The organism is Acinetobacter sp. YH12064 (assembly GCF_013419735.1).
Classification (GTDB): domain Bacteria; phylum Pseudomonadota; class Gammaproteobacteria; order Pseudomonadales; family Moraxellaceae; genus Acinetobacter; species Acinetobacter amyesii.
Window position 1 is genome coordinate 179596 of sequence record NZ_VOZP01000003.1, and the last position, 14798, is coordinate 194393.

Genomic DNA, 14798 nt, shown 5'->3' on the forward strand with positions numbered 1-14798 from the left:
CCATTTAAATTACATCAGCGTTAGTGCTGATGTGATTCATCATGAGAATGCGCGTGATCATCTTGATGATGCCCATGTGCATGATCAGACTTTTGGGTATGTTGGTGTACCACACATTCATCTTCTTCGATTTGTAATGTCATCTCCGTGATTCCATGTTCATGTTGCAACATTTCAATCGCCTCAAAATATAAGGCATTACGATCGGCTTCAGGTGCAAAGAGATGAACTGTCAAATGCACATTCTTTGATGTTATTGCCCAGACCTTTAACTGGTGAATACTCTCTACCCCATTGAGTGCCAATAAATCATTGCGTAACTTTTCTATGTCAATTTCTTCAGGCACGCCTTCTAACAAAATATTGATACTTTGTTTGAGTAAAATCCAAGTCCTTGGTAAAACCCAAAAGCCAATGAGCACCGCAATTAGTGTATCGACCCACATCCAGCCCGTAAAATAAATAATCGCCGCACCAATAATTACACCAACCGAACCTAGGGCATCACTCAACACTTCTAGATACGCCCCCTTCACATTCAAGCTTTCTTGTGAACTGGAAAATAAAATACGCATCGAGATTAAGTTAATGATCAAACCAATAACGGCGACAATCATCATGCCCATACTTTGAATTTCCGGAGGCGTTGAAAAGCGCTGATAGGCCTCATACAAAATATATATTGCAACTACAAATAACATCAAGGCATTAAACAAGGCAGCCAAAATCTCAAAACGCTGATAGCCAAAGGTGCGTTTGTTGTCAGCAGGAAGCTTGCCAATTTTAATCGCGACCAATGCTATAGCAAGGGCTGCGGCATCGGTGAACATATGTGCCGCATCTGACAATAGCGCCAAACTTTGAGTCATAAATCCAGCAATGACTTCAATAATCAAAAACGTCGTGGTCAGTGCTAAGGCAAAACTTAATTTTTTGACATTCCCTTCCGTCACAACGGCATGGCTGTGGTCATGCCCATGATGCTCACTCATTATTTTCTGACCTTTATAAATTATATGTTCTTCAGTCTTGAGCTTAACAGGTGCAGTAAACGTAATAAAATTACATTATTCAACCAACAGCATGGCATTTTACTCTCAAACTTTAAAACTGCTTTTTTCAGCATCTACTTTCAATTTATTAAAAATAATTTTTCGCAATCTAGATGACTGAAATCACTTATAGATATTTTTCAAGAACTATTCACATATCATGACAAGCATACTAATTTTCATCTTAAGTGTGATCTGTTTAAAACAATTAAATCATTCATCGCAGCGCACGAATGACTGCAATTAATATTTTTATTAATCAAGTGGTTATATTTATCAACAGGGAGTTTAACAATGATGATACAAGCTCTGAAAAAAATCTATGCACTGTTGTCACAACAGATGAATCCAAAGTTGCAAGGAATGCACCTTTCGATTCCAGAAGCCGAGGGTGATTACGCCCAAGGGACTTATTTTGAAATTCTTGCGGCTCAACACCATCAAGACTTTCTCAGTCACCATACTATGGATTCAGCAGACCAATCCCCTACTGACTATCGCAATGCCATGTGGAATTTCTTAAGTGCCGCATTAAAAGGTCATAAAGATGCCCAATATCGTTTAGGTCTCGGTTATTTACGTGGAGAACTCGGCTTAGACCGCAATTATGAACTTGCAGAGCTTTGGCTCAGTAAAGCGGCTGCACAAGGCCATGAACAAGCAGACTACGTCTTACATCATGCCTATGAAGACATTGTTGTATAGTCATTGCTTCTCACGCAATAAAAAACCAGCCCGCAGGCTGGTTTTTTATTTTAAAACTGGAACTTAGTTACCAATTTTGCGGTATTTTTGACGCTTTGCAACAAGGTCATCACCATCACGTTTACGACGGTATTCTTCAAATTCATGGTAGTTACCCGTGAAGAATTCAGGGGTTTCACCTTCAAATGACAAGATGTGCGTTGCAATACGGTCGAGGAACCAACGGTCATGCGAGATCACCATGACTGTACCCGGGAATACCAGAATTGCATCTTCAAGCGCACGTAAAGTTTCGATATCCAAGTCGTTTGACGGTTCATCGAGTAAGATGACGTTTGCGCCCATTTGCAGGATTTTCGCAAGTTGTAAACGGTTACGTTCACCACCTGACAATTGACCTACGCGTTTTTGCTGATCTTGACCTTTGAAGTTAAAGCGACCGATATACGCACGAGATGCGATTTCGTATTCACCAATTTTCAAGATATCTAAACCGCCAGAAACTTCTTCCCAAACAGTTTTGTTGTCATCTAAGGTGTCACGAATCTGACCAACATAAGCCACTTTAACAGACTCACCCAGTGTAATTGTACCTGTATCTGGTTGTTGTTCGCCTGTCATCATACGGAATAATGTGGTTTTACCCGCACCGTTTTCGCCCACGATACCTACAATTGCAGCAGGTGGTACAACGAACGATAAATCTTTATAAAGTGTACGGTCACCAAAGGATTTACTAATACCTTCAACTTCTACAACTTTATTACCTAGACGTGGACCAGGTGGAATATAGATTTCAGACGTTTCGTTACGCTGTTGGAATTCGCGTGAGTTAAGCTCTTCAAAACGCTCCATACGCGCTTTGTTTTTCTTTTGCTGACCTTTAGCATTTGAACGAACCCATTCAAGTTCTTTTTTCAATGCTTTAGCAAAAGATTCTTCTTGCTTCTGTTCTTGCTCTAAACGGGCATTTTTCTGCTCTAACCAAGAAGAGTAGTTGCCTTGGTATGGAATACCCATGCCGCGGTCAAGCTCAAGAATCCACTCTGCCACGTTATCCAAGAAGTAACGGTCATGGGTAATCGCAACGATCGTACCTGGGAAGTCTTTCAAGAAACGTTCCAACCATGATACTGATGAAGCATCCAAATGGTTCGTTGGTTCATCTAGAAGCAACATGTCTGGTTTAGACAATAACAAACGGCAAAGTGCAACACGACGGCGCTCACCACCAGACAACTTAGATACGTCTGCATCCCAAGCTGGAAGGTTAAGCGCAGCTGCAGCTTGATCCATTTGGTTCACAATATTATGTGCATCCCATGAATGGATAATGGCTTCTAACTTCTCTTGTTCTTTTGCAAGTGCATCAAAGTCAGCATCTTCTGCTGCATATTCTGCAAACACTTCATCAAGACGCGCCAAAGCATCTAACGGCTCACGTAAACCGTCTTCAACGTTACCACGAACGTCTTTGCTTTCATCCAATGGCGGCTCTTGTTCAAGGTAACCAATTTTGATACCCGGTTGAGCACGTGCTTCACCTGAGAAATCTTTATCTACGCCCGCCATAATACGAAGCAAGGTAGATTTACCTGCACCGTTTAGACCAAGCACACCAATTTTTGCGCCTGGGAAAAATGATAAAGAGATGTCTTTCAGGATTTCGCGCTTAGGCGGAACCATCTTCGACACACGGTTCATCGTGTAAATATATTGGGCCACTTAGGACTCCTCAATAGTCAAAACATATACGGAACAACACAAAGTTGCCCCTGCTCAATTGAGCGAAAAAATAATCGGCTATTATACGCATAAAGTCGTGAAAAAATAAGGTTTCGCACACGCCTTCAATGCATTGTTACAAGTTTAATGGCGAACAAAATTTAAGCATGCGTTTTTAAGCATGATTTCGCTCATCTTTAGCTGAAAATTTTTCAACAATATGAATAATTATGATATTCATTTTATAAATAAAGCACTTTTATTCATATATATAAATGATAGACTATTTAAAAAATTAGCTCACTTAGATGATGTAATCATGACATATAAAGACGAAACTTTAGCAATTCACGCGGGGTATACCCCGGAAGCAACCACCAAAGCTGTTGCAGTTCCGATCTATCAAACAACATCATATTCGTTTGATAACACGCAGCATGGTGCTGATTTATTTGACTTAAAAGTTCAGGGTAATATTTATACCCGCATTATGAATCCAACCACGGCGGTACTTGAACAGCGTGTTGCAGCGCTCGAAGGCGGTATAGGCGCACTGGCGTTGGCATCAGGTATGGCTGCCATTACATATGCGATTCAAACCATTGCTGAAGCGGGCGACAATATCGCTTCTGTTTCGACCCTGTACGGCGGCACATATAACCTGTTTGCCCACACCCTGCCGAAACAAGGCATTGAAGTTCGCTTCTTTGATTATCAAAACCCTGAAGCGCTGCGTAGCCTCATCGATGACAAAACCAAGTTGGTCTTTGTCGAATCTATTGGTAACCCATTGGGCAATATTATTGACCTCGAAGCAATTTCGAAAATTGCGCATGAATTTGGCATACCTGTAGTCGTAGACAATACTGTGGCCACACCTGTTCTGCAAAAATCATTTGAATTTGGTGCCGACATCGTGGTGCACTCACTCACAAAATATATTGGCGGTCATGGTAATTCGATCGGTGGCATCATCGTCGATAGCGGCAAATTTCCTTGGGGCAAATACCCTGAACGCTTTAAATCACTCAACACCCCTGATCCAAGCTACCACGGGGTCAATTATGTCGAAGCCTTAGGTGACGCAGCCTATATTGCCCGTGCGCGCGTGGTCCCGCTGCGTAATACAGGCGCTGCGATCAGCCCGCATAATGTATTCTTAATCTTACAAGGTTTGGAAACCTTAAGCCTGCGCATGGAGCGTCATACTGAAAATGCGCAAAAAGTGGCGGAATATTTACAAGCGCATCCAAAAGTAAAATGGGTCAACTACGCTGGCCTAAAAGACCATCCTCAGCATGCTTTGGCGCAAAAATATGTCAAAGGCAAACCATCTGCGATTCTTTCCTTTGGGGTTCAAGACGGCCTTGCAGGTGGCACACGTTTCATCGATGCGTTGCAGTTATTTACTCGCCTTGTGAATATTGGTGATGCCAAAAGTTTAGCTTGCCATCCTGCGACCACGACACATCGTCAGCTCAATGAAGATGAACTCAAAGCAGCCGGAGTCAGCATTGATATGGTTCGTTTATCGATTGGGATCGAGCATGCAGATGACTTGATTGCCGACTTAGAGCAAGCCTTAGCTGCTGTTTAAACCACAAGTGCACAATCCACAGGTCTTATTTTTAAGGCCTGTTTTTATTTCCATTTCATTTAAATAACCACCCCCACATTATCCGCCTTTCAATTTTGCGCATCTATGGCCCTGCTTCTATATTTATTTACAATTTTATTTATCTTGAAAATCGACTTTTTTTAGGTTGCAACGATGTGGATAAAAGCACTTCTCTTTCACATATTTATGTGTTAAAAAATGAGTAAATAGGGATTTTAATTTAGAGTAAAAACTCTAAATATTATTTTATTATCAATTACTTATCATATGGCTTTTTTTAAATAAAACGCTATCATACCGCTGACTTAAAACAGCCCTGCACATAGCGTTGTCGGGCCGATAAATGAATACAATAAAACTGATTTAACAGGGAACCTCATCGTGAATTCAAGACTTGAGAAACGTTTCGTTGACCGTGTCAACGGCAAAACCATTTTAATCACGGGTGCATCAAGTGGTATCGGTTTAACCACAGCGCATCGCCTTGCCAACGCAGGCGCACATGTTCTATTGGTTGCACGTACCAAAGAAACTCTTGATGCCGTAAAAGCTGAAATTGAAGCCACTGGCGGTAAAGCTGATGTTTTCCCATGTGACCTCAATGATATGGAATCCATTGATGCTGTGGCACAACAAATCCTCGCTTCCGTCGATCATATTGATATCTTAATTAATAACGCTGGCCGTTCTATTCGTCGTGCCGTGCATGAATCAACCGATCGTTTCCATGATTTTGAGCGCACCATGCAGCTGAACTATTTTGGCGCGGTACGTTTGGTGATGAACCTGTTGCCTAAAATGATGATTCGTCGTGAAGGTCATATCATCAACATCAGTTCGATTGGTGTATTGGCCAATGCAACGCGCTTCTCTGCATATGTTGCGTCTAAAGCCGCATTAGATGCTTTCAGTCGTTGCCTAAGTGCTGAAGTTCACTCGCATAATATTGCCATCACGTCGGTATATATGCCATTGGTGCGCACACCAATGATCGCCCCAACCAAAATTTATAAATACGTACCAACCCTTTCTCCAGAACAAGCAACCGACCTGATTGCCTATGCCATCGTGAAACGTCCGAAGAAAGTGGCGACCAATTTGGGCCGTTTGGCTTCGATCACCTACTCCATTGCTCCTGACATTAACAATAAACTCATGTCGATTGGTTATAACCTGTTCCCAAGCTCTTCAGCGTCTATTGGTAAGCAAGAAAAACTCAATTGGGTACAAAAAGCATATGCTCGCCTATTCCCTGGTGAACATTGGTAAGACCTGATGCATCCCTAAAAAAGCCCTTATGAGGGCTTTTTTATTGGGTTTTATACGACAACTTTGCTACATTGGGGTGAGATAAAATCAACTTTTATAACAATGAAAACTCAAAATATTGCCATCATCGGTGCAGGTACAGCAGGATTAGCCGCTGCAGCAATGCTTGCTGCTCAAGGCCATCAGATCTGCTTATATGAAAAAGTCTCACAACTTGAACCTGTGGGTGCAGGATTATTATTACAACCTGCCGGACTAGCAGTTTTCGAACATTTAGGCATTTTGGAACATGCCTTAAGCCTAGGTGCTGTGGTAACAGGTCTGGAAGGTCAACTGGCTGGCGGCGACTTGCTGATAAACAGTCATTATCGACAAGCCGATGAACGTTCATATGGACTCGGCATTCACCGTGCCACGCTCTGTCATGTCCTCGCATCCAAAGTCCGTGAATATCCTCAACACGTTGAGTGGTGCATGGCGCATGAAGTGCATGAACTTCAAGAATCCAGTGAGGGTATAAACGTAATTGGGCAGTCCGTAGATCAATCCTTTCAACGTCAGTTTGATCTCGTGCTGATTGCCAATGGTGCACGCAGCCATTTACGTCCTAAAGCGTGGGAAAAGCTCAACCAAGCTTATCCTTGGGGGGCGAAGTGGATCATCGTGCCTGAATGCGAAGTACTCAATCCGCAGATCTTACATCAGTTCTATGACCGTTCCAATATCATGATGGGTGTGATGCCAACGGGAGCAATTCCAACGCAGCCTGAACAGCGCCTTTCGAGCATTTTCTGGAGTCTGCCTACAGAAGATTTAGAGGGATTCTTAAAAACCAAGAACGCACAGCAGCAATGGTTGCTTGAAGTTTCAAAACGCTGGCCGAGTGTTGCAGAATGGTTAGCGCATGTGATTCCACATCCAGATAATCCGCAGCAATGGCTATCTGCCAATTATCGTGATGTGGTGCTGAGCAAACTTGGTGAAGGTCGTATCGGCATATTAGGCGATGCTGCTCATGCCATGAGTCCACAGCTTGGACAAGGCGCCAATATGGCTTTGCTCGATGCATGGGCCATCAGTCAAGCTCTGCTTCAATATCAACAGGACTCCTCACTGCAAAACCTCTGGCAGGAGTATCATCAGCTACGGTTGTCCTCCGTGCGATTTTACCAATTTTTTAGTCGCTTGCTGACTCCTTTTTATCAATCACATCATCGCTGAACAGCACCGCTCCGTGATTTTTCATTTCGTGCTATGTATCAGCTGCCGTTTTTCCGCAAAGAAATGGCGATTACGATTTCCGGCTTAAAAACGGGTGCATTTGGGCAAATGAATTATGCTGACATTGCCCGAAAGCCTGCAGATGATTCTGCGGCTGAACTGCGCAATTTAAAATTTGATTAAGAATTAACTCCCCATCATTCTCTTGATGGCTTACACTATAGTGCTGCTCAAATGCTGCGGCATTTATTTTTTGATTTTTGAATTGGTGAAATCCTCATGAACAACCTGCAATGGCTCGATGAAGTAAAATTTAACGAACAAGGCTTAGTGCCTGCTATTGCACAGCATCATCAAAGCGGGCGCGTATTGATGGTGGCATGGATGAACCGTGAAGCGTTGGCGCAAACTGCAGAAAAAAATCAAGCGGTGTACTTTTCACGTTCACGCAATAAGCTATGGCATAAAGGTGAAGAATCTGGCCATTTCCAAACCGTACATGAAATCCGTTTGGACTGTGATGCTGACGTGATTGTGCTACAAATTGAACAGCATGGCGGCATTGCCTGCCATACCGGCCGTGAGTCATGCTTCTACCGCAAGCTTACTGCCAATGGCTGGGAAATTGTCGATGCGCAATTAAAAGATCCGGCTGCAATTTATGGTGCAAAATCAGCAAATCCGCATACCCTTGCGATGAATGCATCCAATGCGCAATCTGAGCAAGTCGAAGTACTCGACTACTTAGGTAAAATGATGGCTGAACGCAAACAAGCTGATCCTGAGTCCTCTTATGTGGCAAAGCTTTACCATAAAGGCCTGAATAAAATTTTAGAAAAAATCGGTGAAGAAAGTGTTGAAACCATCATTGCCGCTAAAGATTTCAAAATCGAAGCCAATGAAGACAACAAAAACGATTTGATTTACGAAGTAGCAGACCTTTGGTTCCATACCATTGTGATGTTGGGTTATTTCGATATTGATCCTCAATTGGTACTTAACGAACTCGCTCGTCGTCAAGGCCTTTCCGGTTTGGTTGAAAAAGCCAACCGTCAGCACTAAGACGCAACCGTGCCAGATCTTAAAAAACCGACCGCGACCTATGAGCAGGCCACTGCCATAGATAACGCACGTCTTGGTAAATCATTTAAAGTGATTGCCTATGCTGGCACAGGTAAAACAACCACACTGCAAATGATCAGTGATGCCATGCCTCAGCGGCGTGGCATGTACTTGGCCTTTAACAAAGCCATTGCCACCGAAGCACAGAATCGTTTTCATCAAAATGTCGACTGTCGAACCTTCCACTCATTGGCTTATCGTAGTGTTCCACGTGGAGTGACTGACAAACTGCGTCTACCACGTTTAAGTCCGAGCTTTATTGCTAAAGAATATCGACTAGAACCGATCACCTTACGTCGTATGATGGGCGGTCGTTATGAAAAATATGTACTCATGCCTTCGCGTTTGGCAAGTCTGGTGGCAAACGCTGTCAGTTATTTCTGTTCGACCAGTTCGCAATACCCTGCCCCACGACATCTACAAGCACCGAGTTGGCTGCATCCGGACGATATCGAAAGCTTACAAAAGCATTTGTATCCTGCCATTGAACGTCGTTGGTTAGAGTCGATTGATCCGAATCATGCAGCAGGGATTGGACACGATATTTATTTAAAACTTTGGGCTTTGTCTGAACCGAATATTCCTGCGGATTATGTGCTGTTCGATGAAGCTCAAGATGCTGACCCGCTAATGCTAGGGATTTTACTGAAACAGCGGAATACTCAAGTCATCTATGTTGGCGATGCGCATCAACAAATTTATGCATGGCGTGGCGCAGTCAATGCCATGCAGCAACTCCCTTTACCCGAATCCCGTTTAACCACGTCTTTCCGTTTTGGTGAAGAAATTGCCTTGAACGCCAATGCTCTACTGGGCGCATTGAACGAAACCGTGCCTTTATTGGGTAATCCGCAGCTCAACTCTAAAGTGGTCAATAAACCACATACCAAGATGCGCGATGCCATTTTATGTCGTACCAATGCACGTGCGATGGAACTGTTATTGGCGGGTTTGGTTAAGGGCGAAAAAGTTAGCCTGCAAGCAGATCATGCGCGACTCAATCGTTTTGTCGATGCTGCAGCCATGCTCAAGCAAGGCAAGCGCGTAGTCGATGTCCCAGAGCTTGCGTGGTTTAACTCATGGCATGATGTGCATGAATATTGTGAAACCAACGACGGCAGCGATATTAAACCGCTAGTGAAGTTGGTCGATGACCACGGTACTGACCCACTGAAAAAGGCGCTGGCGAAAATCACCCCGATTGATCAAGCCGATTACATCATCTCGACCGCCCATAAAGCCAAAGGTTTAGAATGGGATAGGGTACATATTGAAGATGATTACCAATTTAAGCTCAACGATAAAGATTATAAAATTAGTGACGAAGAGTTACGGTTACTTTACGTGGCTTGCACACGTGCTAAAGTAAGTTTAAATATCCATCATATTTATGACTTGATGCAACACTTAAAACGTCAAATGCCCAAATCTTTGGCACAAGCGGTCAGCTAGTATGATGAAAAAGGTGAATAAACAATAAATCAGTAAAAGGTGCACCATGAAATTACAATCGATCCAACTCAAGCACACCCTTCATTTTACTGATATCACCCTCAATTTTAATTACCACGATCTGCCGATCACCTTAATTTTGGGTGATCAAAGTTCTGGAAAAACCTCCCTACTACGCTTTAGTTATCAGGCCCTCACTTGGTTCGCTGCACGATATAAAGATTTACGCACCGCAGGCGTGGTAATGCTCGATCAAGACATCATGTTAAATCGCTTGCAATCGAAACTTGATATTCAAGTCAGTTTTCCCGAAGACATTGGCTCATTTCAGCTTTCAAGTGATCAACAAGACCAAGACCCACAATGTTGTTCATGGCAATTGTACAAAACCTTAAACAGTCAAGGCGTCGGCCTCAGTAAGGCCGAAACACAGCAATTAGAATCGATGGTTGCGCTGTATCAAAAAGCCCTCAAAGCCGATCCTTTACAAGGGTTGCCACTCATTGCCTATTACCCTGCTGAACGTTTCGTCAACGATGTGAATATTCTCAATAAAAATAATCCTGCTATTTTTCAGCCTTCGCATGCTTATGAAATATCGGCCATTCCCTTTACCACGTTTATTCGTTTTTTTGAGTGGTTTCGAGAAATATCCGACATTGAAAATGCACAAAGTGCCGAATTAATTCAAAATTTATTACATCCTAAAACCCAAGCCGATACATCCAACGCATCAGACACGCCAATTTTTGGGCAAAAACTAGCACAAGCTCAGGCCGATCTACACGCGCCGTCACTCAGATCATTAAAACAAGCTTTAGAGACCGTGTTGCCCGATGTGACCAATATTTATCTGCAATATCACCCTAAATTACAGTTAATGGTCTGCTATCAAGGCAAAGACATGTTATTTCAACAGCTGTCAAATAGTGTGCGCAACCTTGTGGCCTTAATTGGTGATATTGTGCGTCGCCTCTGTCTGCTCAATCCTCATAGCTTATATCCTTGCCAAGAAGGTGACGGTATTTTATTAATCGACGCCATAGACCACCAACTCGATCAAAACATGACTCAAGTGATTTTGACCCGTTTAAATCAAGCGTTTCCACGACTCCAAATCATTGCCAGCGGCAACCGTCCTGAACTGATGGAACAAGCTTCTCGCTTTCAGTGCTTACAATTACAGAATAAAAAGCTCAGTGAGATTCAGCCTGAAAAACTACAAGAAACCTATGATCAAATTTATCAGCAGTTGCAACTCGGATCTAAACCATCGCTTCCACCTAAAACTGAAGAGACTGAATTAAATGAGCCGCTGAACCATCCGGATACCATCCAGCACATGTTGCAATTAATTCAGACACAACTGACCGAGCAACAGCAACAAGAATTGGTTAGGGCTTTATCACAGCGAGGTGATCAGGACGTTACAATCCAACCCCTGAGTTAAAAATACTGAGGCTGATTGGCTGAGTATAATACACCGACTCGATGTTTAAATATTCAGCAACAAGGCCGCAATAGATGTCTAGACAGTTTCGTCAGGCGTATAATATGTAAGTGGTTCATAAAAAAGATTGATGTTGTTTTACGCATGTAATATGATCGGTTTTATTTGCAATTTTCATAGTAACATCGGAAATTGCTATCGCTTCACGAGTTGCGCAACACAGCTTGTTTTTAATTTTTTTTGACACACATGGCTTTCAAGATTGAATTTTTGGACTGCTCTTTGCTGTCCTGTAATCCTTGAAAGATGAAATACACCTAGGTTTCACCGCCTAATCATGACAATGGATACGAGTGTGCTACCGATTATTATATTGTTACCGTTAATACTAGGCACAACACTTGTCTCGTGGTTGAAGCAATTCTCTCGCGGGGTAACAGCTTTAGGGGCGATTGGCGTCAGCCTCAGCAGTTTAGTTTTATTATTGAGTCAGGCTCAAAATGTATTTAATGGCAAAACCGTCATTCAAACATGGCCATGGCTCACTCAAGTTGGCATTGATTTCAGTTTCCGCCTCGATGCACTGGGCTTATTGTTTTCCCTGCTCATTACCGGGATCGGCACCTTAATTTATATCTATGCCTACTATTATTTAAGTCCAAAGAATTCGCTCAGTAAACTATATGTTTTATTGATGCTGTTCATGGCTGCCATGCTCGGCATTTCATTGTCTAATAATTTAATTTTATTGCTTATTTTCTGGGAACTTACCAGCATTTCATCTTTCCTTTTGGTTGGTTATTGGAGTAATTACGACGCAGCTCAGCGTGGCTCTCGAATGGCTTTGACCATTACAGGTATGGGTGGTTTATGTATGCTGGGTGGTTTTGTTCTGTTGGCGCAAATCACGGGCACCTATCAGATTGATCAAATCCTAACCATGAGTAGTCAAATTCAGCAGCACTCGCTTTTTGTACCCACACTGCTATTAATATTAATGGGGGCTTTTACTAAAAGTGCGCAGTTCCCTTTCCATTTTTGGTTGCCAAATGCTATGGCGGCACCGACCCCCGTCTCGGCCTATTTACACTCTGCCACGATGGTGAAAGCCGGAATTTTCCTGCTTGCACGCTTATTACCGATTTTTGCAGGCGCTACGTTGTATCACAACTTGGTCACCTTTATTGGCTTATTTACCTTATGTATGGCAGCATTCTTTGCCATTTTCAAAGAAGATTTAAAAGGGCTTTTGGCCTATTCCACCATCAGCCATTTAGGTCTGATCGTTTGCTTACTGGGGATCGGTTCTCCCCTTGCAGTTGCGGCTGCCATTTTCCATATCATTAACCATGCGACCTTCAAAGCAGCCCTATTTATGATCGCGGGGATTATTGACCACGAATCAGGCACACGTGATTTACGAAAACTCTCTGGTTTATGGCAATTACTTCCGTTTACCGCAACGCTAACCATGATCACTGCGGCCTCTATGGCAGGTGTCCCATTAACCAATGGTTTCCTCTCTAAAGAGATGTTCTTTACTGAGCTTTTAGCCAATCTGACTGGGCCTGTGATGATCGTATCAGCCATCATTGCCACCTTTGCCGGTATCTTTGCTGTCGCGTATTCAGTACGTTTAGTTCACGGGGTGTTTTTTGATGGTCCACTGGGGAAAGAAATTCCCAATAAAGAAGCACATGAACCACCGTTTGGTATGCGCGCACCAGCAACATTACTGGCTGCTTTATGTATTTTAGTTGGATTATTCCCTGCCCTATTGGTTGAGCATATAGTCAACAGCACAGCACGTGCGAGTATTCAAAACCCTGCGTTTGAAGGTACACATTTAGCGATTTGGCATGGTTTAAATGCACCGCTTTTGATGAGTGTAATAGCACTATTGGGTGGTTTAATTTTCTACTTCGCATTGGCAAAGGGCGGCAAATTACGGCGGATCGACTTAGATCCATTTTTGGGTCGTTTGCAAGGTAAAGTGCTGTTCGACTTATTTTTAAAATATCTTTTACTCAGCTCAAGAAAATTTCGTCGCTTTACTGAAAATGGCAAATTACAAAGCTATTTATTGTGGATTTTAATCTTTAGTGTAGCCATCCTCATCGTTCCATTTTGGCTGCAAGGCATCGGCACAGGCAGTCGTGAACTGGTACATGCACCGGTCATCGCGATCGTTCTGTGGCTATTATTATTCTCTGCATGTTGGATGATGCTTTGGTTCCACCATGAACGGATTAAAGCCGTCCTCATCAGTGGTGCAGTCGGTCTAGTTGTGACCATGGTGTTTATCTGTTTCTCCGCTCCCGATTTGGCGTTAACGCAGATTACTGTTGACGTGGTGACCACCGTGCTCTTACTCATGAGCCTATCGTTATTACCACAGCTCACCCCTTATGAGTCGAGTGTGTCACGTCGTTGGCGAGATGCATTGATTGCGATTATTGCAGGTCTAGGGATTGCATGGATTTCATGGTTGATCATGACCCGTGATCACAATTCCATTTCATGGTTCTTCATGCAGCAGTCTATCCCACTTGGTGGTGGTACCAATGTGGTCAACGTGATCTTGGTGGACTTCCGTGGTTTCGATACCTTTGGTGAAATTACCGTACTGGGAATTGCTGCACTTGGTACGCTATGCATGATGGATGGTATGCGTGCTCATGGCACCACCATTACGCAAGGTCTGACCTATCGTTTTAATCCGTCGCCACTGATGTTCCGTATTACCTCATCTTGGATTTTGCCTTTGGCCTTGGTGGTCAGTCTGTATATTTTCCTACGGGGTCATAACTTACCTGGCGGTGGCTTTATTGCAGGTTTAATTACCTCTTTAGCCTTAGTGATTCAATATATCGCGCTCGGTCAAGACCGTGCTGAACAATTGATTGGTGCAAAATCAGGTCGACTATATGAAGTCTGGATTGGTATTGGTTTAACCATTGCAGGTCTGACAGGGATTGCTGCTTGGCTATGGGGCCGTCCATTCCTGACCAGTGCCCATATCTATGTCTCACCACCCATTTTAGGTGAAATGCACCTTGCCTCCGCTGCCCTCTTCGACACAGGTGTCTACATCACTGTTGTGGGTGCGACGATGTTAATGATTTCCGTCTTAGGCGACTCGCGTCACTCGAGTATGTCTGGTCCAGTTCCAAGAGGCGAATAA

The 14798-nt window shown here is 43.2% G+C and carries 9 protein-coding genes and 1 pseudogene; 8 read left to right on the forward strand and 2 right to left on the reverse strand.

Annotated features, from left to right (window positions below):
* Positions 1-20: 20 nt before the first annotated feature.
* Positions 21-992: a zinc transporter gene (locus FTU13_RS04190; protein ID WP_078192543.1), complete on the reverse strand. Its 972-nt coding sequence runs from the start codon at positions 990-992 to the stop codon at positions 21-23.
* A 354-nt stretch (positions 993-1346) separates the two neighbouring features.
* Between FTU13_RS04190 and FTU13_RS04195 the strand changes: the two genes are divergently transcribed.
* A complete protein-coding gene (locus tag FTU13_RS04195) occupies positions 1347-1757 on the forward strand; it encodes an SEL1-like repeat protein (protein ID WP_180024277.1) in 411 nt (136 codons plus the stop codon).
* 63 nt (positions 1758-1820) lie between these two features.
* Here FTU13_RS04195 and ettA read toward each other — a convergent pair whose 3' ends face one another.
* Positions 1821-3482, reverse strand: coding sequence for an energy-dependent translational throttle protein EttA (gene ettA, locus FTU13_RS04200; RefSeq protein WP_078192544.1), 1662 nt, complete (start codon positions 3480-3482; stop codon positions 1821-1823).
* 319 nt (positions 3483-3801) lie between these two features.
* Here ettA and FTU13_RS04205 point away from each other — a divergent pair, with 319 nt between their 5' ends.
* The 7 genes and pseudogenes from FTU13_RS04205 (at position 3802) to FTU13_RS04235 (ending at position 14798) form a co-directional block, all read left to right on the forward strand.
* Entirely contained in the window at positions 3802-5079 is a 1278-nt protein-coding gene (locus FTU13_RS04205) for an O-acetylhomoserine aminocarboxypropyltransferase/cysteine synthase family protein (RefSeq protein ID WP_111884128.1), read from the forward strand.
* A 402-nt stretch (positions 5080-5481) separates the two neighbouring features.
* Positions 5482-6369, forward strand: a complete 888-nt coding sequence (locus tag FTU13_RS04210; RefSeq protein WP_180024275.1) for an SDR family NAD(P)-dependent oxidoreductase — start codon at positions 5482-5484, stop codon at positions 6367-6369.
* Between the two features lie 102 nt (positions 6370-6471).
* A pseudogene (locus FTU13_RS04215) lies at positions 6472-7773 on the forward strand (FAD-dependent oxidoreductase).
* Positions 7774-7869: 96 nt separating this feature from the next.
* Positions 7870-8652 (forward strand): bifunctional phosphoribosyl-AMP cyclohydrolase/phosphoribosyl-ATP diphosphatase HisIE, encoded by a 783-nt coding sequence (hisIE, locus tag FTU13_RS04220; RefSeq protein WP_078189402.1) that lies wholly within the window; start codon positions 7870-7872, stop codon positions 8650-8652.
* Between the two features lie 9 nt (positions 8653-8661).
* Positions 8662-10164, forward strand: a complete 1503-nt coding sequence (locus FTU13_RS04225) for a UvrD-helicase domain-containing protein (RefSeq protein WP_111884125.1) — start codon at positions 8662-8664, stop codon at positions 10162-10164.
* A 46-nt stretch (positions 10165-10210) separates the two neighbouring features.
* Entirely contained in the window at positions 10211-11614 is a 1404-nt protein-coding gene (locus tag FTU13_RS04230; protein ID WP_180126947.1) for an AAA family ATPase, read from the forward strand.
* Positions 11615-11957: 343 nt separating this feature from the next.
* Positions 11958-14798, forward strand: a complete 2841-nt coding sequence (locus FTU13_RS04235) for a monovalent cation/H+ antiporter subunit A (RefSeq protein WP_180127038.1) — start codon at positions 11958-11960, stop codon at positions 14796-14798.

Bases quoted from the DNA above. Each gene is read 5' to 3' on its own strand.
- FTU13_RS04190 (WP_078192543.1), bottom strand. From the start codon at position 992: ATGAGTGAGCATCATGGGCATGACCACAGCCATGCCGTTGTGACGGAA.
- FTU13_RS04195 (WP_180024277.1), top strand. From the start codon at position 1,347: ATGATGATACAAGCTCTGAAAAAAATCTATGCACTGTTGTCACAACAG.
- FTU13_RS04205 (WP_111884128.1), top strand. From the start codon at position 3,802: ATGACATATAAAGACGAAACTTTAGCAATTCACGCGGGGTATACCCCG.
- hisIE (WP_078189402.1), top strand. From the start codon at position 7,870: ATGAACAACCTGCAATGGCTCGATGAAGTAAAATTTAACGAACAAGGC.
- FTU13_RS04230 (WP_180126947.1), top strand. From the start codon at position 10,211: ATGAAATTACAATCGATCCAACTCAAGCACACCCTTCATTTTACTGAT.
- FTU13_RS04235 (WP_180127038.1), top strand. From the start codon at position 11,958: ATGGATACGAGTGTGCTACCGATTATTATATTGTTACCGTTAATACTA.